This is a genomic window from Mycolicibacterium boenickei (genome assembly GCF_010731295.1).
GTDB lineage: Bacteria > Actinomycetota > Actinomycetes > Mycobacteriales > Mycobacteriaceae > Mycobacterium > Mycobacterium boenickei.
Window position 1 is genome coordinate 4108020 of the sequence record NZ_AP022579.1, and the last position, 21118, is coordinate 4129137.

A 21118-nucleotide genomic window follows, 5' to 3' on the forward strand; every position below is an offset into this window, starting at 1 on the left:
CGGCTAGCTCAGCAGACCCCGTGCCACGTGGGTGATCTGCACCTCGTTGCTGCCGGCGTAGATCATCAGGGACTTGGCATCACGGGCCAGCTGTTCGACCCGGTACTCGGTCATGTAGCCGTTGCCGCCGAACAGTTGGACCGCCTCCATCGCGACGTCGGTGGCGGCCTGCGAGCAGTACCACTTGATGGCCGAGGCCTCGGCCAGTGAGATCGGCACGCCCTTCTCGGCGGATTCGATGACGCGGAACAGCATGTTGCGCACGTTCATCCGGGCCACTTCCATGTTGGCCAGCTTGAGCTGGATCAACTGGAACTGGCCGATCTCCTGACCCCACAGGGTGCGGCTCTTGGCGTAGTCGACACTCAACCGCAGGCATTCCTCGATCACGCCCAGCGCCATCGCGGCCACCCCGATGCGTTCGGCCGAGAAGTTCGACCGTGCGCTGGCGCGGCCCTCGTCGACCCCGTCCGCGGTTTCGGAACCTTCGGTCTCGCCGAGCAGCCGATCGCGTCCCAGCCGGACGTTGTTGAAGAACAGCTCGCCGGTGCGTGACGAGTGAATGCCCATCTTGCGGAACGGCTTCGACTGCACGAAGCCCTCCATGCCGCGGTCGAGCACGAAGGTGAGCACCTTGCGGTTGCGCGGATCTGAAGCGGAATCACCCGCCGTGTTCTCAGCGAGCTTGGCGTAGACCACCACGACGTCGGCGTCGGGCCCGTTGGTGATGAAGGTCTTCTGGCCGTTGAGGATGTAGTCGTCCCCATCGCGGGTGACGTAGGACTTCATCCCGCCGAAGGCGTCCGAGCCCGAATCGGGTTCGGTGATCGCCCACGCGCCGACCTTCTCGTAGGTCACCAGACCGGGCAGCCAGCGTTCCTGCTGGGCCAGCGTGCCGCGACTCTGGATGGTCGACACGGTCAGGCCCAGGCTGACGCCCAACCCGGTCACCAGGCCCATCGACACCCGGCACAGTTCGCTGATCAGGACGAACCCCATGCCCGGCGAGCCGCTGCCGCCGAACATCCCGCCGCGGGCACCCGACGGCTTGGCGTCGCCGCTGCGCAGTTTCTCCAGCCGCTTGTCCAGCGACTCCTTGGCGAGCGCGTCGATCCCGAAGGTGGCGAACAGCTTTCGCACGATCGGGTACGGCTCCATGTCGCCGCTCTCGAGCTCGTCGAGGTGGGGCCGGATCTCCTTGTCCACGAACTCGCGAACAGCGTCCCGGACAGCGATGTCGACGTCAGACCAATCAAGCATTCCGACAGCTTAGACAGGTGTCAAAAGTCAGGCTGCGGGGCGGCGGGCCGGCCGTCGCAGCGCCGGGAGTGAGAACGTGGTGTGGACCAGGGACCCGGCCCGATCCAGCAGGGTCTTGTGGCGCGGCAGGTAGTGCATCGGCAGCCCCCGGCGGTCGCGGGGCGGGGCCATGAAGCTGGGTGCTTCCACCAGCGGGCCGTCGGCTGGCAGTTTCCCGGCCGCGCGGCGGTAGGCCGACAGGGCGCGCGGGTGCAGCCTGATCTCGTCGGGCACGGCGATGAACGCCAATTCGACCGCCTTGCCGAAGATCCGCAGTAGCACCTCGTCGCCGGGCGTCCACCGCATCCCGGCCTTCTCCCGCACCGCCGGGTCGAACAGGCCTGCGGCGATCCAGCGCTGCGCGCCGACAAGGGGTTTGAACAGTTGATCCCAGACCGGTGTGGGCATCAGCACGAACCACGGCTTGGGGATCCGGATGGTGAAGATGTCGAGGGTGGCCCGGTTGATCTCCAGCTCGTCGCGGCACTTGGCGTCCCAGTACTCCTGAAACTCTTCCCAGCTCTTGGGGACCGGTCGCATGCTCATGCCGTACATCCGGTACCACTGCACGTGTTCGTCGAAGAGCTGTTGCTTCTCGGCTTCGGTGAGGCCGCCGCAGAAATACTCCGCGGTCTTGATGATCAGCATGAAGAACGTGGCGTGCGCCCAGTAGAACGTCTCGGGGTTGAGCGCGTGGTAGCGCCGACCCTGGTTGTCGACGCCTTTGATGGTGGTGTGGAAGCCCTTGATCTGGGCGCCGGTGTCGGCCGCACGCTCGCCGTCGTACACCACGCCCATGATCGGGTACACCGACCGGGCCACCCGCTGTAGCGGCTCGCGCAGCAGGATCGAATGCTCCTCGACGCCAGCGCCGAGTTCCGGATACATGTTCTGGATCGCGCCGATCCAGACGCCCAGCATCCCGGTGCGCAGGTCACCGAAGTACTTCCAGGTCAGCGAATCCGGGCCGAGTGGGTCGTGCTCGCCGGTGGTGGTGGCTCGTGTGGTCATCGCGTCCTCGTTGACTCGTCATGACATGGATCACAGCTGAGGCCAACGATAGTAGTGACAACGTGTGTTGTCTATGACGCCGCGGCGCGTCGTCGCGCACTGTTATTCGGCGGCTACCGTCGCGCCACAGCGCTGTGACCAGCCCGGTTTGCCTGCGCCGGGGGAGCGCCCTGGGAATGTGGGCAAACCCGCTCGCGGCGTCGTTGCCGCCCGGTCCGCGCGCCACTTAGTCTTGCGCTGTGGATGGCGAGCCGTTCGATGACCCGTCCGGCCGTGTCGGGGATGTCGAGCAGGCGCCGCAGCAGCGCCCAGTGCGGACACCCGGTTTGCCGGGCCCGCTGGGGTGGCTGCAGAACGCCAACCGCAGCCCAGCCGTCGTGGATCTGGTGCGGCGGATGCGTCGGTCACTGCCCGGGGACCCGGACTTCGGTGACCGGCTCTCGGTGTCGGGCGAGGGCGGTCCCCGGGCCGCTGCGCGCGTGGCCGACCGGCTGCTGGACCGCGACGCCGCCTCGCGTGAGGTGAGCCTTGGTGCGTTGCAGGTGTGGCAGGCCCTGACCGAACGTGTCTCGGGAACCCCGGCCAATCCCGAGGTGACGCTGGTGTTCACCGATCTCGTCGGGTTTTCCTCGTGGTCACTGCGCTCCGGCGACGACGCCACGCTGCGTCTGCTGCGCCGCGTGGCGCAGGTGATCGAGCCCCCGGTGCTGGAAGCAGGCGGGCACATCGTCAAACGCATGGGCGACGGCATGATGGCGGTGTTCTCCGACCCGGCCACCGCCCTGGGAGCCATGCTCGTGGCGCTCGACGGGGTGAAGGGCATCGACGTGGACGGCTACGCCCCGCGCATGCGCGTCGGTATCCATACCGGCCGTCCGCAGCGCATCGGGTCGGACTGGCTCGGAGTTGACGTCAACATCGCGGCCCGGGTGATGGACCGGGCCAACACCGGCGGGCTCGTGGTGTCACACACCACGCTCGAGGGCATCTCGGAGGATCAGCTCGCCGAGCTCGGAGTCAGCGTCAAACGTCAACGGCGTCAGATGTTCTCGACCAAGCCGGAGGGCGTGCCCGATGATCTGGTGATGTACCGGGTGAAAACGTCCGGGCAGCTCCCGGCTTCCTGAGGGCAAACGCGTTCGAGGTGTGATCGGCCGATCGCCTATGATCGCCGGGTGGCTGAGCAGCCCAGTGATCTCTCAGAAGAAGCCCTGACCAAAGCCGTCAGCGCGGCCCGGCATGCCTTCGAGCTGGCCGGTGACCTCGACGCGCTCGCGCGCGCCAAGACCGAGCACCTCGGCGATCGTGCCCCGATCGCCCTGGCCCGCCAGGCGTTGGCGACGCTGCCCAAGGCGGACCGCGCCGATGCCGGCAAACGGGTCAACGTCGCCCGCGGCGAGGCCCAGCGCGCGTATGACGAGCGGCTGGCCGCGCTGCGCGCCGAGCGCGACGCCGCGGTGCTGGTCGCCGAGCGCATCGATGTGACGCTGCCCTCGACCCGGCAGCCGGTCGGTGCCCGGCACCCGATCACGATCCTGGCCGAGAATGTCGCCGACACCTTCGTGGCGATGGGCTGGGAACTGGCCGAGGGGCCCGAGGTCGAGACCGAGCAGTTCAACTTCGACGCGCTGAACTTCCCGCCGGACCACCCGGCCCGCAGCGAGCAGGACACCTTCCAGATCGCCCCCGACGGGTCGCGGCAGGTGCTGCGTACCCACACCTCGCCGGTGCAGATCCGGGCGCTGCTGGAGCGCGAGCTGCCGGTGTACATCGTCTCGATCGGCCGGACGTTCCGCACCGACGAACTCGATTCCACCCACACCCCGGTGTTCCACCAGGTGGAGGGGCTGGCGGTGGACAAGGGCCTGACCATGGCGCACCTGCGCGGCACGCTGGATGCGTTCGCTCGGGCCCAGTTCGGGCCCGAGGGTCGCACCCGGTTCCGTCCGCACTTCTTCCCGTTCACGGAGCCGTCGGCCGAGGTGGACATCTGGTTCCCCGGCAAGAAGGGTGGCCCCGGCTGGGTCGAATGGGGCGGCTGCGGCATGGTCAACCCGAACGTGTTGCGCGCCTGCGGGATCGACCCCGACGTCTACTCGGGATTTGCCTTCGGTATGGGATTGGAGCGAACCCTGCAGTTCCGCAACGGAATTCCTGACATGCGCGACATGGTCGAGGGCGACGTCCGGTTCTCGCTGCCGTTCGGGGTCGGTGCCTGATGCGGATTCCCTTCAGTTGGCTGCGTGAGGCCGTCCGCGCCGGTGCCCCGGACTGGGATCCGTCCGTCGAGGAACTCGAAGAGACGTTCATCCGGATCGGGCACGAGGTCGAGGAGATCATCCCGATCGGCCCGGTGAGCGGTCCGCTGACAGTCGGCCGGGTCGTCGAGATCGAGGAACTGACCGAGTTCAAGAAGCCGATCCGGGCCTGCAAGGTCGACGTCGGTGTCCAGAACGTGGACGGCGCACCGCGCGACATCGTGTGCGGCGCGACGAATTTCGCGGTCGGCGACCTCGTCGTGGTGGCGCTGCCCGGCACCGTCCTGCCGGGCGACTTCACCATCGCGACGCGCAAGACCTACGGCCGGGTGTCCGACGGCATGATCTGCTCGGCCTCCGAGATGAACCTGGGCGTCGATCAGGCGGGCATCCTGGTGCTGCCCGAGGGCACCGCCGAACCGGGCACCCCGGCCGCCGACGTGCTGGGTCTCGACGACGTGGTGTTCCACCTGGCGATCACCCCGGACCGCGGATACTGCCTGTCGGTGCGCGGCCTGGCTCGTGAGATCGCCTGCGCGCATGATCTGGACTTCGTCGATCTGGCCGACGTGGCGCCGCTGCCCGCCGAGGGCGAGGCCTGGCCACTGACCGTGGAGCCCGGAACCGGGGTGCAGCGCTTCGGGTTACGTCCCGTCACCGGCATCGACCCCACCGCGGTGTCGCCGTGGTGGCTGCAGCGCCGGCTGCTGCTCAGCGGGATCCGCGCCATCTCGCCGGCCGTCGACGTGACCAACTACGTCATGCTCGAAATCGGTCACCCGATGCACGCCCACGACAGCAGCCTGATCACCGGCGGCTTCGCGGTGCGGTTCGCCCGGGACGGGGAAAAGGTGGTCACGCTCGACGACGTCGAGCGCACCCTGAACTCGGCCGACGTGCTGATCGTCGACGACGTCGCGACCGCCGCCATCGGCGGCGTGATGGGCGCGGGCACCACCGAGGTACGCGACTCCACCACCGACGTACTGCTGGAGGCAGCGGTGTGGGACCCGGCCGCGGTGTCGCGCACCCAGCGCCGCCTGCACCTGGCCAGTGAGGCCGGCCGCCGCTATGAGCGTTCGGTCGACCCCGCGATTTCGGTTGCGGCCCTGGACCGTTGCGCGACCCTGCTGGCCGACATCGCCGGCGGCACCGTCGCACCGAGGCTCACCGACTGGCGCGCCGACGGCCGCACCGACTGGTCGCAGCCGGCCATCGAGATCCCGGCGGACCTGCCCGACCGCACTGCGGGAGTGGAATACGCCGCGGGTACCACGGCGCGGCGGCTCACCCAGGTCGGTGCGACGGTTACCGGCTCCGACCCGCTCACCGTCACCCCGCCGAGCTGGCGGCCCGACCTGCGTCAGCGTGCTGACCTGGTGGAGGAAGTGCTGCGCCTGGAGGGGTTGGAGTCCATCCCGTCGGTGTTGCCGACGGCACCGGCCGGCCGTGGCCTGAGTGCGGTGCAGAAGCGGCGCCGGGCGATCGGAAAGTCCTTGGCGCTGGCCGGATTCGTCGAGATCCTGCCGACCCCGTTCCTGCCCGCCGGGGTGTTCGACGCCTGGGGTCTGGCCGCCGACGATCCCCGCCGCAGCACCACCACGGTGCTCAACCCGCTGGAGGCCGACCGGCCGCAGCTGGCCACCACGTTGCTGCCCGGACTGCTGGAGGCATTGGGCCGCAACGTATCCCGTGGTACCGCCGATGTGGCGCTGTTCGCGATTCAGCAGGTGGTGCATCCGACCGCGGCGACCCGTGCCGTCGAGCGCATCCCCAACGACCGCAGGCCCACCGACGAGGAGATCGCCGGGCTGGACGCCTCACTGCCGCAGCAGCCGCAGCACGTGGCGGCGGTGCTGGCCGGACTGCGCGAACCAGCCGGCCCATGGGGCCAGGGGCGTCCGGTAGAGGCCGCCGACGCGTTCGAAGCAGTTCGGGTGATCGGCCGCGCGGCCGGGGTGGAGTTCACCCTGCGCGCGGCCCAGGAGCTGCCGTGGCATCCGGGTCGCTGCGCCGAGGTGCTCGTCGGCGACACGGTCGTCGGCTACGCCGGACAGTTGCACCCGGCGGTGATCGAGCGGACCGGCCTGCCCAAGGGCGCCTGCGCGGTCGAACTCGATCTCGATGCCGTACCGATCGTCGAGACGCTGCCGGCGCCGAAGGTGTCGCCGTTCCCGGCGGTGTTCCAGGACATCAGCGTCGTGGTCGGTGATGAGGTGGCCGCGGCTGCAGTTGTCGATGCCGTCCGCGACGGGGCCGGTGAACTGCTGGAGGACGTCCGGTTGTTCGACGTCTACACCGGTCCGCAGATCGGGGAGGGCCGCAAGTCCCTGACCCTGGCGCTGCGGTTCCGGGCTGCCGATCGCACCCTGACCGAGGACGAGGCCAGTGCCGCCCGGGACGCCGCTGTCGCGGTGGCCGGCGAGCGCGTCGGAGCCGTCCTGCGCGGCTAGCTGCCGGCACGAACGTGGCGTCTGTGCACGCATTCTTGCGGGTTTGCGTGCACAGTAGCCACGCTCGGCGGCCGGCCTATTAATGAATTTGCATCTGCATGCATAACAATGCAGAATTGCTGCATGACTTCGATAGCAGTGGCCGGCGCCAGCGGCTACGCCGGCGGAGAGATCCTGCGGTTGCTGCTCGGGCACCCGGCCTATGCCGACGGCCGGCTGACCATCGGGGCGTTGACCGCGGCCTCCAGTGCCGGAACCACGATCGCCGAGCACCATCCGCACCTGCTGCCGCTGGCCTCGCGCGTTCTGGAACCCACCGATGCCGAGGTACTGGCCGGCCATGACGTGGTGTTCCTGGGGCTGCCGCACGGTCATTCCGCGGCGCTGGCCGAACAGCTCGGTCCCGACACCCTGATCATCGACTGCGGCGCCGACTTCCGGCTGACCGACGCCGCCGATTGGGCGAAGTTCTACGGTTCCGCGCACGCCGGCAGCTGGCCCTACGGACTGCCCGAACTGCCCGGCGCCCGGGACCGGCTCAAGGGCACCAAGCGCGTCGCCGTCCCGGGCTGCTACCCGACCGCCGCGCTGCTGGCACTGCTGCCCGCCGTGGCCGCCGACCTCATCGAACCGGCCGTCACCGTCGTCGCCGTCAGCGGCACCTCGGGGGCGGGCAAGTCCGCCAAGGTCGACCTGCTGGGCTCCGAGGTGATCGGTTCGGCCCGCGCCTACAACATCGCAGGCAAGCACCGGCACACGCCGGAGATCGCCCAGGGCCTGCGGTCGGTGACCGACAAGGACGTCACCGTCTCGTTCACCCCGGTGCTGATCCCGACGGCCCGCGGCATCCTGGCCACCTGCACCGCCCGCACCGAGGCATCCGCCGACGAGATCCGGGCCGCGTACGAGAAGGCCTACGACGCCGAGCCGTTCATCCACCTGCTGCCCGAGGGGCAGCTGCCCAAGACCGGATCGGTGATCGGCAGCAATGCCGCACAGCTCGCGGTCGCGGTCGACGAACAGGCGAAGACACTGGTGGCGATCGCCGCCATCGACAATCTCACCAAGGGCACCGGCGGCGCCGCGGTGCAGTCGATGAACCTGGCGCTGGGCTGGCCTGAAACCGAAGGACTTTCGATCGTGGGAGTGGCACCGTGACTGAAGTGGCACAGACAGCCAAGCTGGTCCGCACCCAGGGCGTCACCGCCCCGGCCGGATTCCGGGCCGCGGGAATCGCCGCCGGTATCAAGGCATCCGGCGCGCCGGACCTGGCGCTGGTGTTCAACGAGGGGCCGGACTACGCCGCGGCGGGCGTCTTCACCCGCAACAAGATCAAGGCCGCGCCCGTGCAGTGGTCGCAGCAGGTACTCACCACCGGCCGGCTGCGCGCGGTGGTCCTGAACTCGGGTGGCGCCAACGCCTGCACCGGCCCGCTGGGTTTCCAGGACACCCACGCCACCGCCGAGGCGGTGGCCACCGCGTTGAGCGACTGGGGGACCGAGACCGGGGCCATCGAGGTCGCGGTGTGCTCGACGGGCCTGATCGGTGACCGGTTGCCGATGGACAAGGTGCTGGCCGGCGTCACCGAGATCGTGCACGAGATCGCCGGCGGCCTGACCGGCGGAGACGACGCCGCGCGGGCCATCATGACCACCGACACCGTGCCGAAACAGGTTGCCCTGCACCATTCGGTGGAGTCGGGGGACAACTGGACCCTCGGCGGCATGGCCAAGGGTGCAGGCATGCTGGCACCGTCACTGGCCACCATGCTGGTGGTGCTGACCACCGACGCCGTCGCCGATGCGGCCGCACTGGACATCGCGCTGAAACGCGCCGCGGCCCTGACCTTCGACCGGCTCGACGTCGACGGCAGCTGTTCGACCAACGACACCGTGCTGCTGCTCGCCTCGGGCGCCAGCGAGATCGCGCCCAGCCAGGACGATCTCAACGAGGCGGTGCTGCGGGTCTGCGACGACCTGTGCGCGCAGCTGCAGGCCGACGCCGAGGGCGTCACCAAGCGGGTCGTCATCACCGTGACCGGCGCCGAGACCGAGGACGACGCGTTGGTCGCGGCCCGCGTCATCGCCCGCGACAGCCTGGTCAAGACCGCGCTGTTCGGCTCCGACCCGAACTGGGGCCGGGTCCTGGCTGCGGTCGGCATCGCTCCCGTGAAGCTCGATCCGGAACGGATCAGCGTGTCGTTCAACGGTTCTCCGGTATGCATCGACGGAGCCGGCGCGCCGGGCGCCCGTGAGGTCGACCTGTCCGGCGAGGACATCGTCGTGATCGTGGACCTGGGCGTGGGAAGCGGCAGCGCTTCCATCAGGACCACCGACCTGTCGCACGCCTACGTCGAAGAGAACTCGGCCTACAGCTCATGAGCCAGGCCATCGAGCGCGGCGTCAAGTCCCAGGTGCTCGCCTCGGCGCTGCCGTGGCTCAAGCAACTGCACGACAAGATCGTCGTCGTCAAGTACGGCGGCAACGCCATGACCGACGACACTCTCAAGGCCGCCTTCGCCGCCGACATGGTGTTCCTGCGCAACTGCGGCATCCATCCCGTGGTGGTGCACGGCGGCGGGCCGCAGATCAGCGCGATGCTCAAGAGGCTCGGCATCGCAGGCGATTTCAAGGGCGGCTTCCGGGTGACCACGCCCGAGGTTCTCGACGTGGCCCGCATGGTGCTGTTCGGTCAGGTGGGCCGCGAGCTGGTCAACCTGATCAACGCCCACGGCCCGTACGCGGTCGGCCTCACCGGTGAGGACGCGCATCTGTTCACCGCGGTGCGGCGCAGCGTCACGGTCGACGGCGTGGCCACCGACATCGGTCTGGTCGGCGACGTCGAACACGTCAATGCCGACTCGCTGCTGGATCTCATTGCCGCAGGCCGGATTCCGGTGGTTTCGACCATCGGGCCCGATGCCGACGGCGTGGTGCACAACATCAACGCCGACACCGCGGCCGCGGCCCTGGCCGAGGCGCTGGGCGCCGAGAAGCTGGTCATGCTCACCGATGTCGAGGGCCTCTACACCGAGTGGCCCGATCGCTCCTCGCTGGTCAGCGAGATCGACACGGCCGCGTTGACCCAACTGCTGCCCAAGCTCGAATCCGGCATGGTGCCCAAGATCGAGGCCTGCCTGCGGGCCGTGGCCGGCGGCGTGCCGAGCGCGCACGTGATCGACGGCCGCGTCGAACACTGTGTGCTGGTCGAGCTTTTCACCGATGAAGGAACCGGAACGAAAGTGGTGAGCCCGTCGTGAGTCTTCAGGACCGCTGGGAAGCGGTGATGATGAACAACTACGGCACCCCGCCGTTGGCCCTGGCCAGCGGCGACGGCGCCGTGGTCACCGACGCCGACGGCAAGTCCTACCTGGACCTGCTCGGCGGGATCGCGGTCAACCTGCTCGGCCACCGTCACCCCGCGGTCATCGAGGCCGTCACCGCCCAACTCAACACGCTGGGCCACACGTCCAACCTGTACGCCACCGAGCCGGGCATCGCGCTGGCCGAGGCGCTGGTCGGACACCTGGGGACCCAGGCGCGGGTGTTCTTCTGCAACTCGGGCACCGAGGCCAACGAGGTGGCGTTCAAGATCACCCGGCTCACCGGCAAGACCAATATCGTTGCCGCTCAGGGCGCTTTCCACGGCCGCACGATGGGATCGCTGGCACTGACCGGCCAGCCGGCCAAGCAGGCACCGTTCGAGCCGCTGCCCGGCAACGTCACCCACGTGCCGTACGGAGATGTCGAAGCCCTTGCGGCCGCGGTCGATTCGGATACCGCCGCGGTGTTCCTGGAACCGATCATGGGGGAGGGCGGCGTCGTCGTCCCGCCCGCCGGGTACCTGGCCGCGGCCCGGGACATCACCGCCAAGAACGGCGCGCTCCTGGTCCTCGACGAGGTGCAGACCGGGGTGGGGCGTACCGGAGCCTTTTATGCCCACCAGCACGACGGCATCACCCCCGACATCGTCACGCTGGCCAAGGGCCTGGGCGGCGGGCTGCCGATCGGGGCCTGCCTGGCCATCGGCGCGGCCGGTGACCTGCTCACCCCGGGACTGCACGGCAGCACGTTCGGCGGCAACCCGGTGTGCACCGCCGCCGCGCTGGGCGTGCTCAAGGCGCTCGCCGACGGCGATCTGATCGAGCGTGCCGGGGTGCTCGGCAAGACCCTGAGCCACGGCATCGAGGAGCTTGGCCATCCACTCGTCGATCACGTGCGCGGCAAGGGCCTGCTGCAGGGTGTGGTGCTGACCGCGCCGAGCGCCAAGGCCGTCGAGACCGCGGCCCGTGCCGCCGGTTTCCTGGTCAACGCCGCAGCCGCCGACGTGATCCGGTTGGCGCCGCCCCTGATCATCACCGAAGGCCAGATCGAGACGTTCCTGTCCGCTCTGCCCGCCGTTCTCGACACCGCTGTGGAGGCTGCTTCATGACCATCCGGCATTTCCTGCGTGACGACGATCTGTCGCCCGATGAACAGGCCGAGGTACTCGCCCTGGCCGCCGAGCTGAAGAAGGCGCCGTTCTCGCGGCGTCCGCTGGAGGGCCCGCGCGGTGTCGCGGTGATCTTCGAGAAGAACTCGACCCGCACCCGGTTCTCGTTCGAGATGGGCATCGCCCAGCTCGGCGGGCATGCCGTGGTCGTCGACGGCCGCAGCACCCAGCTGGGCCGCGAGGAGACGCTCGAGGACACCGGCGCGGTGCTGTCCCGCTACGTCGACGCGATCGTGTGGCGGACCTTCGCCCAGGAGCGGCTGACGGCCATGGCAAGTGGCGCCTCCGTCCCGATCGTCAACGCACTGTCCGACGAGTTCCACCCCTGCCAGGTGCTGGCCGACCTGCAGACGTTGGCCGAGCGCCGGGGCGACCTCAAGGGCCTGCGGATGACGTACCTGGGTGACGGCGCCAACAACATGGCGCACTCGCTGATGCTGGGCGGCGTCACCGCGGGAATTCACGTCACCATCGCGGCGCCCGCCGGTTTCGAACCGGACCCGCACTTCGTCGACGCCGCCAAGCGCCGCGCGGCCGAGACCGGGGCGACGGTCACCCTCACCGACGACGCCCAGGCCGGCGCCGACGGGGCCGACGTGCTCGTCACCGACACCTGGACGTCGATGGGCCAGGAGAATGACGGACTCGACCGGGTCCGGCCGTTCCGCCCGTTCCAGGTCAACGCCGACCTGCTCAAGCGGGCCGATCCGGAAGCCATTGTGCTGCACTGCCTTCCGGCGCACCGTGGTCACGAGATCACCGACGAGGTGATCGACGGTCCGCAGAGCGCGGTGTTCGACGAGGCCGAGAACCGGCTGCACGCACAGAAGGCCATGCTCGTGTGGCTGCTGGAGCGAGCCTGAAGTGAGCGCACCGACCCGCGCCGGCCGTCAGGCCCGCATCATCGCCCTGCTGTCGTCGCGGCAGGTGAGCAGCCAGACCGAACTGGCCGCGCTGCTGGGCCAGGAGGGCATCGAGGTCACCCAGGCCACGCTGTCGCGGGATCTGGAGGAACTCGGCGCGGTGAAACTGCGCGGCGCCGACGGCGGCGTCGGCGTGTATGTGGTGCCCGAGGACGGCAGCCCGGTGCGGGGTGTGTCCGGCGGCACCGAACGGTTGACCCGCTTGTTGGGGGAGTTGCTGGTCTCGACCGATGCCAGCGCTAACCTTGCCGTGCTGCGCACCCCGCCCGGGGCCGCGCATTACCTGGCCAGCGCGATCGATCGCGCCGCCCTGCCGTATGTGGTCGGCACCATCGCCGGTGACGACACCATCCTGATGGTGGCGCGCGACCCGATGACCGGGGCCGAACTTGCCAACACCATCGAAAACTTGAAGTAGAGCTCAAAACAAGGAGATTGCTCATGTCCGAACGCGTCATCCTGGCGTACTCCGGAGGTCTGGACACCTCGGTCGCGATCAGCTGGATCGGCAAGGAGACCGGCAAAGAGGTCGTCGCTGTCGCCATCGATCTCGGCCAGGGCGGCGAGGACATGGATGTCGTGCGCCAGCGCGCCCTGGACTGCGGCGCGGTCGAGGCGGTCGTGGTCGACGCGCGCGACGAGTTCGCCGACGAATACTGCCTGCCGACCATCAAGGCCAACGCGCTCTACATGGACCGCTACCCGCTGGTGTCGGCGATCAGCCGCCCGCTGATCGTCAAGCACCTGGTCGACGCGGCCCGCAGCCACGGCGGCACCGTCGTCGCGCACGGCTGCACCGGCAAGGGCAACGACCAGGTGCGCTTCGAGGTCGGGTTCGCCTCGCTGGCGCCCGAACTCGACGTCATCGCCCCGGTCCGCGATTACGCCTGGACGCGCGAGAAGGCCATCGCGTTCGCCGAGGAGAACGCCATCCCGATCAACGTCACCAAGCGTTCGCCGTTCTCGATCGACCAGAACGTGTGGGGCCGCGCCGTGGAGACCGGGTTCCTCGAGGACCTGTGGAACGCGCCGACCAAGGACGTCTACGACTACACCCAGGACCCGACCGTCAACTTCAACGCCCCCGACGAGCTGATCATCAGCTTCGACAAGGGCCGCCCGGTGGCGATCGACGGCCGCCCGCTGTCCGTGCTGGAGATCATCCAGGAGCTCAACACCCGGGCCGGCGCCCAGGGCGTGGGCCGCTTGGACGTGGTCGAGGACCGGCTGGTCGGCATCAAGAGCCGCGAGATCTACGAGGCTCCGGGCGCGATGGTGCTGATCACCGCGCACACCGAGCTCGAGCACGTGACGCTGGAGCGTGAGCTGGGCCGGTACAAGCGCGGCGTGGACCAGAAGTGGGGCGAGCTCTCCTACGACGGCTTGTGGTTCAGCCCGCTGAAGCGCTCGCTGGAGGCCTTCGTCGAGCACACCCAGCAGCACGTCTCCGGCGACATCCGGCTGGTGCTGCACGCCGGGGCCATCATCGTCAACGGCCGCCGCTCCGGTGAGTCGCTGTACGACTTCAACCTGGCGACCTACGACGAGGGCGACAGCTTCGACCAGAGCGCGGCCAAGGGCTTCGTGCAGCTGCACGGCCTGAGCTCCAAGATCTCGGCCAAGCGCGACCTGGGTCTCTGATGCCGAGCAGACATGAAACTGCCCTATTTTCGGTGTTTTTGGGCAGTTTTGCGTCTGCTCGCGAAAGGTAACTGACATGAGCACCAACGACGGAACCACCAACGAGGGCTCGCTGTGGGGCGGCCGGTTCGCCGACGGCCCCTCGGCCGCCCTTGCCGCCCTGAGCAAGTCGACGCACTTCGACTGGGTGCTGGCGCCGTATGACATCACGGCGTCCAAGGCCCACGCCCGGGTGTTGCACCGCGCCGGGTTGCTCACCGACGAGCAGCGCGACGGATTGCTCGCGGGTCTGGACAGCCTGGGTTCCGATGTCGCCGACGGTAGTTTCGAGCCGCTGGTCACCGACGAGGACGTGCACGGTGCCCTGGAGCGCGGGCTGATCGACCGGGTCGGACCGGATCTCGGTGGGCGGCTGCGGGCCGGCCGCTCCCGCAACGACCAGGTGGCCACGCTGTTCCGGATGTGGCTGCGCGACGCCGTGCGCCGCGTCGCCGACGGTGTGCTCGAGGTGGTCAACGCGCTGGCGGTGCAGGCCGCGGCGCATCCGACGGCGATCATGCCGGGCAAGACCCATCTGCAGGCCGCGCAGCCGATCCTGCTCGCGCATCATCTGCTGGCCCACGCGCATCCGCTGCTGCGCAACGTCGACCGGCTCGCCGATTTCGACGATCGCACCGCGGTCTCGCCGTATGGCTCGGGCGCCCTGGCCGGCTCGTCGCTCGGCCTGGATCCCGACGCGATCGCCGAGGACCTCGGATTCGCCTCGGCCGCGGACAATTCCGTCGACGCCACCGCGGCCCGTGATTTCGCCGCCGAGGCGGCCTTCGTCTTCGCTCAGATCGGCGTGGACCTGTCCCGCCTGGCCGAGGACATCATCCTGTGGAGCACAACCGAATTCGGGTACGTCACGCTGCACGACGCCTGGTCGACCGGCAGTTCGATCATGCCGCAGAAGAAGAACCCGGACATCGCCGAGTTGGCTCGCGGCAAGTCCGGACGCCTGATCGGCAACCTCACCGGCCTGCTCGCCACGCTCAAGGCCCAGCCGCTGGCCTACAACCGGGATCTGCAGGAGGACAAGGAGCCGGTCTTCGACTCGGTCGCCCAGCTGGAGCTGCTGCTGCCTGCGATGGCGGGTCTGGTCGGCACCCTGACCTTCGACGAAGAACGGATGGCCGCGCTCGCGCCGGCCGGCTACACGCTGGCCACCGACATCGCCGAATGGCTGGTCCGCCAAGGTGTTCCGTTCCGCGTCGCCCATGAGGCCGCGGGTGCCGCGGTGCAGACCGCCGAGGGGCGCGGCGTCGGACTCGACGAGCTCACGGACGACGAGTTCGCCGCGATCAATCCCGCCCTCACCGCGCAGGTGCGGGAGGTGTTGACGGTCGACGGCTCGGTGAACGCGCGTAACGCACGGGGCGGGACTGCACCGGTCCAGGTCGCCAAGCAGCTCGGCGTGGTGCGGGAATCAGCGGCCGCGCTGCGGGCCCGGTTGCGCTAGGCGCACCGCGAACTGCCGGAGTGCCTCACTCCAGCAGTTCGGACAGCTCCATCCAGCGCGCTTCCAGCTCGGCCACCTGAGACTCCAGCTCGCGCAGCTCACCGGTCAGCTTGCCCAGCCCGACGTGATCGGACTGGTCGTGAGCGGCCAGCTCGTCGTGTTTGGCGGAGATCCGGTCGGACAACTTGGCCAGCGACCGGTCGATGGAGGAGATCTCCTTCTCCACGGCGCGCAGCTCCGCTCCCGACTTCGACTGTGCCGGCGCGGTTTCGGCGCGCTCCGGGGCCGAACCGGTCGCGGTTGCGCGCTGTTCCGAAAGCCGCAGGTACTCGTCGACCCCGCCCGGCAGATGCCGCAGCCGACCGTCCAGGATCGCGTACTGCTGATCGGTGACGCGCTCGAGCAGGTACCGGTCGTGCGACACCACGATCAGCGTGCCCGGCCAGGAATCCAGCAGATCCTCGGTGGCGGTGAGCATGTCGGTGTCCACATCGTTGGTGGGCTCGTCGAGAACCAGCACGTTCGGCTCCGAGAGGACCACCAGCATGAGCTGCAGGCGGCGCCGCTGCCCGCCGGACAGCTCGCCGACCCGCGTCGACAGTTGATCGCGCGCGAAGCCCAGCCGCTCCAGCAGTTGCGCCGGGGTGAGGTCCTTACCGTCGATCTGATAGCTGGTCTGCAGCCGCCCGATCACTTCGCGCACCATGTCCCCGGCCACCGCGTCGAGCTCGCTGGACTGCTGATCGAGGATCGAAAGGCGCACGGTCTTACCGCGTTTGACCCGACCCGAGGTCGGTGTCACGGTGCCGGCGATCAGGCCGAGCAGGGTGGACTTGCCGGCACCGTTGGCGCCGACGATGCCGGTACGCTCGCCCGGTCCGATGCGCCATTCGATGTCGCGCAACACTTCCCGGTCCGGTGAGCCGGGGAAGGTGACCGACACGTCGAGCAGGTCGATGACGTCCTTGCCCAGCCGGGCGGTGGCCAGCCGGGACAACTCGACGGTGTTGCGCAGCGGCGGGACATCTGAGATCAGGGCGTTGGCCGCGTCGATCCGGAACTTGGGCTTGGAGGTGCGGGCCGGAGCGCCGCGACGCAGCCAGGCGAGCTCCTTGCGCATCAGGTTCTGCCGTTTGGCCTCGATGGAGGCGGCCTGTCGGTCACGTTCCACGCGCTGCAACACGTAGGCCGCGTAGCCGCCCTCGAACGGCTCCACGATCCGGTCGTGCACCTCCCAGGTGGTGGTCGCGACCTCGTCGAGGAACCAGCGGTCGTGGGTGATCAGCAGCAGCCCGCCTGCGCCGCGCGCCCACCGCTGCTTGATATGTCCGGCCAGCCAGGTGATGCCCTGGATGTCGAGGTGGTTGGTCGGCTCGTCGAGGGCGATGACGTCCCAGTCGTCGATCAGCAGCGCGGCCAGTTGCACGCGTCGGCGCTGGCCACCTGACAACGTCGACACGAGTGCGTCGAACGGGATGTCGGCGACCAGACCGCCGATCACGTCGCGGGTCCTGGCGTCGCCGGCCCATTCGTGTTCGGGGCGATCTCCGACCAGGGACCAGCCGACCGTGTGATCGGGGTCGAGCGTGTCGGTCTGGTCCAGGGATCCCACCCGCAGCCCGCTGCGCCGCGTCACGCGCCCGGCGTGCGGGGTGATGCGGCCGGTGAGCATGCCCAGCAGCGTGGACTTTCCGTCGCCGTTGCGGCCGACGATGCCGATCCGGTCGCCTTCGCTGACGCCGACGGTGACGGAGTCGAACACCACGCCGGTGGGGTACTCCAGATGTAGGGTTTCGCCCCCGAGCAGGTGTGCCATCGTCGCCGACCCTATCGTTCGGCGGCTCCGGCACCGGCATCGCATGGGGCCGCTATCGGCGTCCGGGTGATCGAGTCGGTGATCGGTTGCTGTTGTGCCATGATGACCTCGTCAATCGGGGGTCGGGGTGATTTGCGATGTGGGGAGCAAGCTGGTGGATTTCTCGGCAGTGACCAAACCGGTCGAGCGGTTGCTGGCGACCGCGCAGAACGGTTTGGAGGTGCTGCGCTACGGGGGCCTGGAGACCGGCTCGGTCCCCTCGCCCTTCCAGATCATCCAGAGCGTGCCGATGTACCGGCTGCGGCGGTACTTCCCGCCCGATGCCCGCCCCGGTGCCCAGGATCCGCGTCCGCCGGTGCTGATGGTGCATCCGATGATGATGTCGGCCGACATGTGGGACGTGACGCGTGACGACGGCGCGGTCGGCATCCTGCACTCCGCGGGCATCGACCCGTGGGTGATCGATTTCGGTTCCCCGGACAAGGTCGAGGGCGGGATGCAACGCAATCTCGCCGATCACGTGGTGGCGTTGTCGGAGGCCATCGACATCGTCAAAGAGGTCACCGGCCGCGACGTGCACCTGGCCGGCTATTCGCAGGGCGGGATGTTCGCCTATCAGGCCGCGGCCTACCGGCGGTCCAAGGATCTGGCCAGCATCATCGCCTTCGGGTCCCCGGTGGACACCCTGGCCGCATTGCCGATGAACCTTCCGGCCGGCGTCGCCGCGGGCGCGGCCGATTTCATGGCCGATCATGTGTTCAGCCGCATCGACATTCCAGGTTGGTTGGCCCGCACCGGTTTTCAGATGCTGGATCCGATCAAGACCGCGCAGTCGCGCCTGGAGTTCCTGCGTCAGCTGCACGACCGCGAGGCCCTGCTGCCACGCGAGCAGCAGCGCCGGTTCCTGTCCTCGGACGGCTGGATCGCGTGGTCGGGGCCTGCGATCGCCGAACTGCTCAAGCAGTTCATCGCCCACAACCGGATGATGACGGGAGGCTTTTCTGTCCACGGCGACCTGGTCACGCTGTCCGACATCGACTGCCCGATCCTCGCGGTGGTCGGCGAGGTCGACGACATCGGCCAGCCCGCCGCGGTCCGGGGGATCAAGCGGGCCGCTCCCGACGCTGATGTCTACGAATACCTGATCCGGGCAGGGCATTTCGGGTTGGTCGTGGGCTCCAAGGCCTCCACCCAGACCTGGCCGACGGTGGCGCAGTGGGTGAAATGGCTTGGTGGAGAACAGATGCCGGAAGGTGTGGTCCCCATGGAATCGCAGCCGGCCGATCACCCGGAGGGCGGGGTGTCGTTCTCCGCCCGGGTCACCCACGGCGCGACAGCGGCCACCGAGATGGCGTTCGGGGTGGCGCGCTCGGCCGCCGATGCGCTGGTGACGGCGAACAAGAACGCCCGGACCCTGGTCATCGAGACGGCGCGCACCCTGCCGAGGCTGGCACGGCTGGGCCAGGTCAACGACCACACCCGGATCTCGCTCGGCCGGATCATGAGCGAGCAGGCCCGCAGCGCGCCCAACGGCGAGGCACTGCTGTTCGACGGCCGCGTGCACACCTACGAAGCGGTGGACCGCCGGATCAACAACGTGGTGCACGGCCTGATCGACGTCGGCGTGCGCCAGGGCGCCCGGGTCGGGGTCCTGATGGACACCCGGCCCAGCGCACTCGTCGCGATCGCTGCGCTGTCCCGGTTGGGGGCGGTGGCGGTGCTGCTGCCCGAGGCCGATCTGGCCGAGGCGGCGCGGCTCGGTGGCGTGGCCGAGATCATCGCCGACCCGAGCCACCTCGACGTCGCCCGCGCGCTCGGCACGCGGGTGCTGGTCCTCGGCGGCGGCGAGAGCCGTGATCTGCACCTGCCCGAGGACGCTGATGTCATCGACATGGAGAAGATCGACCCCGACGTGGTCGAACTGCCAGGCTGGTACCGGCCCAATCCGGGTCTGGCCCGCGACCTGGCGTTCGTCGCCTTCAGCGAGGTCGGTGGTGAGCTCGTTGCCCGTCAGATCACCAACTTCCGGTGGGCGCTGTCGGCCTTCGGCACCGCGTCGGCGGCCAACCTGGGCCGCGGCGACACGGTCTACTGCCTGACCCCGCTGCACCACCAGTCAGGCCTGCTGGTCAGCCTTGGCGGCGCGGTGGTCGGCGGATCGCGCATCGCGCTGTCGCGCGGACTGCAGCCTGACCGGTTCCTGCAGGAGATCCGGCAGTACGGCGTCACGGTCGTCTCCTACACCTGGGCCATGCTGCGCGAGGTCATCGACGATCCGTCGTTCTCCCTCACCGGCAGTCATCCGGTGCGCCTGTTCATCGGCTCGGGCATGCCCGCCGGGCTGTGGAAGCGCGTGGTCGACGTGTTCGAGCCGGCCCAGGTGGTGGAGTTCTTCGCCACGACCGACGGACAGGCCGTGCTGGCCAACGTCTCGGGCGCCAAGATCGGCAGCAAGGGGCGTCCGCTGCCGGGCAGCGGCACCGTCGAACTCGCCGCCTATGACGCCGACGACGACCTGATCTTGGAGGACGAACAAGGTTTCGTCCGCAAGGCCGAGGCCAACGAGGTCGGTGTGCTCCTGGCTCACCCACGCGGTCCGGTGGATCCGACCGCCGTGGTCAAGCGCGGCGTGTTCGCGCCGGCCGACACCTGGGTGTCCACCGAGTTCCTGTTCCGCCGTGACGAGGACGGCGACTACTGGCTGGTGGACAACCGCGGTGCGGTGATCCGGACCGAACGGGGTCCGGTGTTCGCCACGAGCGTCAACGACGCGGTGGGACGCCTGGACGCGGTGGACATGTCGGTGACCTACGGCGTCGAGGCGGCCGGCCGCCAGCTGGCGGTGACGGCCTTGGCGCTGCGCCCGGGCGGCAGTGTCCCGACGGCCGATCTCACCCACGCACTGGACGATCTGGCCGCGGGTAACCCGCCCGACGTGGTGCACGTGGTCGCCGACATGGAACTCGGCGCGTCGTACCGCCCGGTGATCGGTCCGCTGCGGGCCGCGGGCATCCCGAAGGCCGGCCGGCGTAACTGCTGGTACTTCGACGCCGATACAGGTACGTACAAGAAATTGACGGCGGCCAGCCGGGCCGAACTCGTCGCGGCAACCGCCGATGACGAGCCGGAGACCGACTAGGCCGGTATGTCCGCGGCGTGCCGGGGCAGGAATGCGCTGTTACGCTCCGGCGGACGGCCGAACGACTGGAGGATCGATGACATCGGGATCGGATGTGCACAGCTGGCGTCGGGTCGTCACCGGATCGGTGACGGGCGGTGCGCTGGCCCTGGGGCTGCTGGTGGGCGCGGGTGCGCCGATGGCGGCCGCCGATCCCGTAGCGCCTGCCCAGCCGACGCCGGCGGCGGACGCGCCCGCCGCGCCGCAGATGACTGCTGACGAAGCCCTGTCGATCATCGCCAAGGAGTACGACACCGGCGAGGGTGGCGGACAGATCTCGACACTGATCCACGACATCCTCAAGCTGCGTCAACAGGGGTACAAGCCGTCGAACGCCAACCGTGAGGCCATCACCGAGGCGCTCGACAAGCGTCCGAATCAGGTGCCGCTGATCGACGCGCTCAAGAGCACGCTGTCCTACCAGCGCAAGTTGCAGGCGCAGTCCCAGGCGCAGATTCCGAAGCAGGGTGTCGTCAATCCGGGCATCGCTCCCATTCCGGGCGGCGGTGCTCAGCCCGGTGGCGGGATCCAGATCCCGCTGGGCTAG

Annotated in this window: 16 protein-coding genes; 13 read left to right on the forward strand and 3 right to left on the reverse strand. The window is 69.1% G+C overall.

All coding sequences use genetic code 11. From position 1 onward, the window contains the following. Positions 1 to 3: 3 nt before the first annotated feature. Both G6N57_RS19465 and G6N57_RS19470 read right to left on the reverse strand, forming a co-directional pair. On the reverse strand, positions 4 to 1260 hold the full coding sequence (locus G6N57_RS19465) for an acyl-CoA dehydrogenase family protein (RefSeq protein ID WP_077740981.1): 1257 nt from the start codon (positions 1258 to 1260) through the stop codon (positions 4 to 6). Positions 1261 to 1287: 27 nt separating this feature from the next. Next, positions 1288 to 2310 (reverse strand): oxygenase MpaB family protein, encoded by a 1023-nt coding sequence (locus tag G6N57_RS19470; protein WP_077740980.1) that lies wholly within the window; start codon positions 2308 to 2310, stop codon positions 1288 to 1290. Between the two features lie 239 nt (positions 2311 to 2549). Between G6N57_RS19470 and G6N57_RS19475 the strand changes: the two genes are divergently transcribed. The 11 genes from G6N57_RS19475 to argH all read left to right on the forward strand — a co-directional run bounded on the left by G6N57_RS19475 (position 2550) and on the right by argH (position 15577). Beyond that, positions 2550 to 3437: an adenylate/guanylate cyclase domain-containing protein gene (locus G6N57_RS19475; RefSeq protein WP_077740979.1), complete on the forward strand. Its 888-nt coding sequence runs from the start codon at positions 2550 to 2552 to the stop codon at positions 3435 to 3437. Positions 3438 to 3485: 48 nt separating this feature from the next. Further along, positions 3486 to 4529, forward strand: coding sequence for a phenylalanine--tRNA ligase subunit alpha (gene pheS, locus G6N57_RS19480; protein ID WP_097925890.1), 1044 nt, complete (start codon positions 3486 to 3488; stop codon positions 4527 to 4529). Continuing rightward, positions 4529 to 7021, forward strand: a complete 2493-nt coding sequence (gene pheT, locus G6N57_RS19485; protein WP_077740977.1) for a phenylalanine--tRNA ligase subunit beta — start codon at positions 4529 to 4531, stop codon at positions 7019 to 7021. The genes pheS and pheT overlap by 1 nt, the downstream gene beginning before the upstream one ends. Before the next feature lie 123 nt (positions 7022 to 7144). Beyond that, positions 7145 to 8179 (forward strand): N-acetyl-gamma-glutamyl-phosphate reductase, encoded by a 1035-nt coding sequence (gene argC, locus G6N57_RS19490; protein ID WP_097925891.1) that lies wholly within the window; start codon positions 7145 to 7147, stop codon positions 8177 to 8179. Continuing rightward, positions 8176 to 9402 (forward strand): bifunctional glutamate N-acetyltransferase/amino-acid acetyltransferase ArgJ, encoded by a 1227-nt coding sequence (gene argJ, locus G6N57_RS19495; protein WP_077740975.1) that lies wholly within the window; start codon positions 8176 to 8178, stop codon positions 9400 to 9402. The genes argC and argJ overlap by 4 nt, the downstream gene beginning before the upstream one ends. After that, positions 9399 to 10280, forward strand: coding sequence for an acetylglutamate kinase (argB, locus tag G6N57_RS19500; RefSeq protein WP_077740974.1), 882 nt, complete (start codon positions 9399 to 9401; stop codon positions 10278 to 10280). The genes argJ and argB overlap by 4 nt, the downstream gene beginning before the upstream one ends. After that, a complete protein-coding gene (locus G6N57_RS19505) occupies positions 10277 to 11452 on the forward strand; it encodes an acetylornithine transaminase (protein ID WP_077740973.1) in 1176 nt (391 codons plus the stop codon). Before argB ends, G6N57_RS19505 begins: the two co-directional genes overlap by 4 nt. Beyond that, entirely contained in the window at positions 11449 to 12375 is a 927-nt protein-coding gene (gene argF, locus G6N57_RS19510) for an ornithine carbamoyltransferase (protein WP_077740972.1), read from the forward strand. The genes G6N57_RS19505 and argF overlap by 4 nt, the downstream gene beginning before the upstream one ends. A 1-nt stretch (position 12376) precedes the next feature. Further along, positions 12377 to 12853, forward strand: a complete 477-nt coding sequence (locus G6N57_RS19515) for an arginine repressor (RefSeq protein ID WP_077740971.1) — start codon at positions 12377 to 12379, stop codon at positions 12851 to 12853. Positions 12854 to 12876: 23 nt separating this feature from the next. Then, positions 12877 to 14076, forward strand: coding sequence for an argininosuccinate synthase (locus G6N57_RS19520; RefSeq protein ID WP_077740970.1), 1200 nt, complete (start codon positions 12877 to 12879; stop codon positions 14074 to 14076). 76 nt (positions 14077 to 14152) lie between these two features. After that, a complete protein-coding gene (argH, locus tag G6N57_RS19525; RefSeq protein WP_077740969.1) occupies positions 14153 to 15577 on the forward strand; it encodes an argininosuccinate lyase in 1425 nt (474 codons plus the stop codon). 25 nt (positions 15578 to 15602) lie between these two features. Here the strand turns inward: argH and G6N57_RS19530 are convergent, their stop codons facing one another. After that, positions 15603 to 17393, reverse strand: a complete 1791-nt coding sequence (locus G6N57_RS19530; RefSeq protein ID WP_077740968.1) for an ABC-F family ATP-binding cassette domain-containing protein — start codon at positions 17391 to 17393, stop codon at positions 15603 to 15605. 154 nt (positions 17394 to 17547) lie between these two features. Here G6N57_RS19530 and G6N57_RS19535 point away from each other — a divergent pair, with 154 nt between their 5' ends. After that, positions 17548 to 20532 (forward strand): acyl-CoA synthetase, encoded by a 2985-nt coding sequence (locus G6N57_RS19535; protein ID WP_077741971.1) that lies wholly within the window; start codon positions 17548 to 17550, stop codon positions 20530 to 20532. Positions 20533 to 20608: 76 nt separating this feature from the next. Further along, a complete protein-coding gene (locus G6N57_RS19540) occupies positions 20609 to 21118 on the forward strand; it encodes a hypothetical protein (protein WP_077740967.1) in 510 nt (169 codons plus the stop codon).